General features: G+C 66.3%; 2 protein-coding genes and 1 pseudogene. All 3 read right to left on the bottom strand.

The window, feature by feature from the left end; all coding sequences use genetic code 11:
• Nucleotides 1-1059 (bottom strand): annotated as a pseudogene (locus JNN06_RS04515) (nitric oxide reductase D protein); the annotation flags it as partial.
• A gap of 8 nt (nucleotides 1060-1067) precedes the next feature.
• Nucleotides 1068-1868: a CbbQ/NirQ/NorQ/GpvN family protein gene (locus tag JNN06_RS04510; protein WP_291238397.1), complete on the bottom strand. Its 801-nt coding sequence runs from the start codon at nucleotides 1866-1868 to the stop codon at nucleotides 1068-1070.
• Between the two features lie 5 nt (nucleotides 1869-1873).
• On the bottom strand, nucleotides 1874-2621 hold a 748-nt coding region (locus JNN06_RS04505; RefSeq protein WP_291238396.1), incomplete at its 5' end, for a cbb3-type cytochrome c oxidase subunit I.

Below are 2621 nucleotides of genomic sequence, written 5' to 3'. Positions count from 1 at the left end.
GCTGTGGGTTCTGACATCCCATTCGGGATAGGTGGCAATTCCGGAAAGCGCCTCGCGCGCCACATCCTCGGGCGCGAGGTCGAGATGCAGTTTCAGCCGCGTGGCAGGCGCCTTTGAAACCTGCGCCAGGCCGATCTCTTCCTGATCCTCGGCGGCTTCGCGGGCGGTGTCTTCGTCATCATCCTCGACCCGGCGGTTGAGGTTGAGAAATTCGGTCATCGACAGGATGGCCTCGAATTTGTGGAGGATGAAACTGTCATTGCGGTCAGCCTGATCGGCCTTGCGGCGGCGGGCGCGGCGGGCGGTTTTTTCCTCGGCCTGCTCGGGGGTGCCCTCGGTGGCGCGGGTTTCCACCGCCGTCGCCTCTGACCGCGCAGGCGCGCGCAGATCGGGCCATAGCGGCACGGGCAGGAAGGGGCGATAGCCGCGCGGCGCGCGCGCGGGCAGCGGCGGCAGGGCAAGAGGTTGCCCCAGAGCCACCCGAATGCGCGCCTCCACCGCCGCCTCGGCCGGCGGCAAAACGGCGGTGCGGCGGGTGGCCAGCGTGGCGCGGCACAGATCGGCATGCAGCGCCGCATAGCCCGGCGCCAGCGCCAGGGCCGCGCGGGTCATCCGCCCGGCCAGCGCAATTGCGGCCAGATCGGCCAGCATCGGGTCGGGTTCGGCGGAAGGTGCCTCGCCCTGCAAGGCGACCGCCGCCACCGCGAGCCACAGATACAGCGCCGCATTGGCCCGCGCCTCGGGGTAAACCGCAAGGCTTTCTGGCATGCGCAGTGCCGTGCCGTCAAAACTGGCACGCGGCACCGCCGCCCGCCATGTGCCCAAGCCGCGCATCAAACCGAGGCGATGCGCGCTGGTTTCCGGCGCCACCGGCTTCAGCTCCACGCTGGCATCGCCGCCCAGGCCGCGGAACAGGACTGCCAACCGCCCGCCCACTGCGCAGAGCGGGACACGGGCTCCCTCGTGGACGGTGTCACCGTCCAGACGGCTGGCAAAGGCGTGCCACAGTTTCCCGATGGTTTCTTCGGGTTCCCATGGCTCGAATTCGATCCGTGACATCACCGGCCTCACCCGAAAACGGCGGTCACAAGATCGTGGAGCCCGGCCTTCACATCCGGGTCATCGCTCAGCGGCTCGATCATCGCGGCGCGGATCGCGCGCTCGATGGGCATGCCGCCCGCGATCAACTGGGCGCAATAGACCACGAGGCGGGTCGAGATCCCCTCCTCCAGATCCTGCCCCTTCATGGCGCGCAACTTGCCCGCCAGCCGCACCAGCGGCTTCACCCGGTCCTCGGCCAAACCGCTTTCGCGGGCGACCACGGGAATTTCATGCTCTGGCGCGGGAAAGCCGAATTCCAGCGCGACAAAGCGTTGCCGGGTGGAGGGTTTCAGCGTTTTCAGGATGTTCTGGTAGCCGGGGTTGTAGCTGGCCACGAGCAGGAAATCGGGATGCGCCTCCAGCTCCTCGCCCGTGCGGTCGATGGGCAGAATGCGGCGGTCATCGGTCAGCGGGTGCAGAACCACCGTCACATCCTTGCGCGCCTCGACCACCTCATCCAGATAGCAGATGGCGCCCTCGCGCGCCGCGCGGGTCAGCGGGCCATCGGCCCAGACCGTCTCGCCGCCTTTCAGCAGCCAGCGCCCGATCAGGTCGGATGCCGAAAGATCATCATGGCAGGCCACGGTATAAAGCGGTCGCCGGAGGCGTGCCGCCATATGGGCGACAAAGCGGGTCTTGCCACAGCCGGTCGGGCCTTTCAGCAGCACGGGCAGCTTGCGGGCGGCGGCGGCGGCAAACACCTCGCATTCATCGCCCTGCGCCCGGTAGAAGGGGGCGTCTGCCGCCCCCATCAAGGGTCCATTCATCTCGGTCACTCCGCCGGGCTGTTACGGGGGGCAGGATGCCCTGCCGCGATCACCTCGCGCCGGGGCACGAGAATGGCATAGATGAACAGGACAGCCCCCAGCACCACCGCCACGCCCGAGCCGAAACGCATGGCGTAAAAGACCCAAAGCTGGTCCTGCACCTCCATGTAGAACTCGCCGTTCACCCGTTGCAGATGGGTTTGCACCGTGCCTGCAAAGGTCAGGGTGAAGGTCATGAACACCACCCCGCCCGACATCAGCCAGAAGCTGATCATGTTCAGCACCTGGTTATAGGGGTCACGCCCCAGCAGATGCGGCGCGGCATAGCTGATGATCGCCAGGTTGAGGCAGACATAGGCGCCGTAAAAGGCCAGATGCCCATGCGCGGCAGTGATCTGGGTGCCGTGGGTATAATAGTTCACCCCATGCAGCGTATGCAGGAACCCCCAGACCCCGGCACCAAAGAAAGCCAGCGTGCCGCATCCAAGGCTCCACAGCAGGGCGGCCTTGTTCGGATGGTCGCGCCGGCCCTTCCACACCATGACAAAGGCAAAGGCCATCATCGCAAAGAACGGCACCACTTCCATCGAGGAGAAGATGGAGCCGATCCATTGCCAGTAGCCGGGCGTCCCGATCCACAGGTAATGGTGGCCCGTGCCGAGGATGCCCGAGAACAGCGCCAGCGCGGCAATGACATAAAGCCATTTCTCCACCACCTCGCGGTCCACCCCCGTCAGCTTCAGCATCAGGAAG

Origin of the sequence: Gemmobacter sp. (genome assembly GCF_016792925.1) — a bacterium.
Classification (GTDB): domain Bacteria; phylum Pseudomonadota; class Alphaproteobacteria; order Rhodobacterales; family Rhodobacteraceae; genus Gemmobacter.
Note: the sequence above shows the minus strand (reverse complement) of the source record. Positions and strands in the feature narration are given on the sequence as shown.

Excerpts from the sequence above, each read along its gene's own strand:
- JNN06_RS04510 (WP_291238397.1), bottom strand. The coding sequence starts at position 1,868 with ATGAATGGACCCTTGATGGGGGCGGCAGACGCCCCCTTCTACCGGGCG.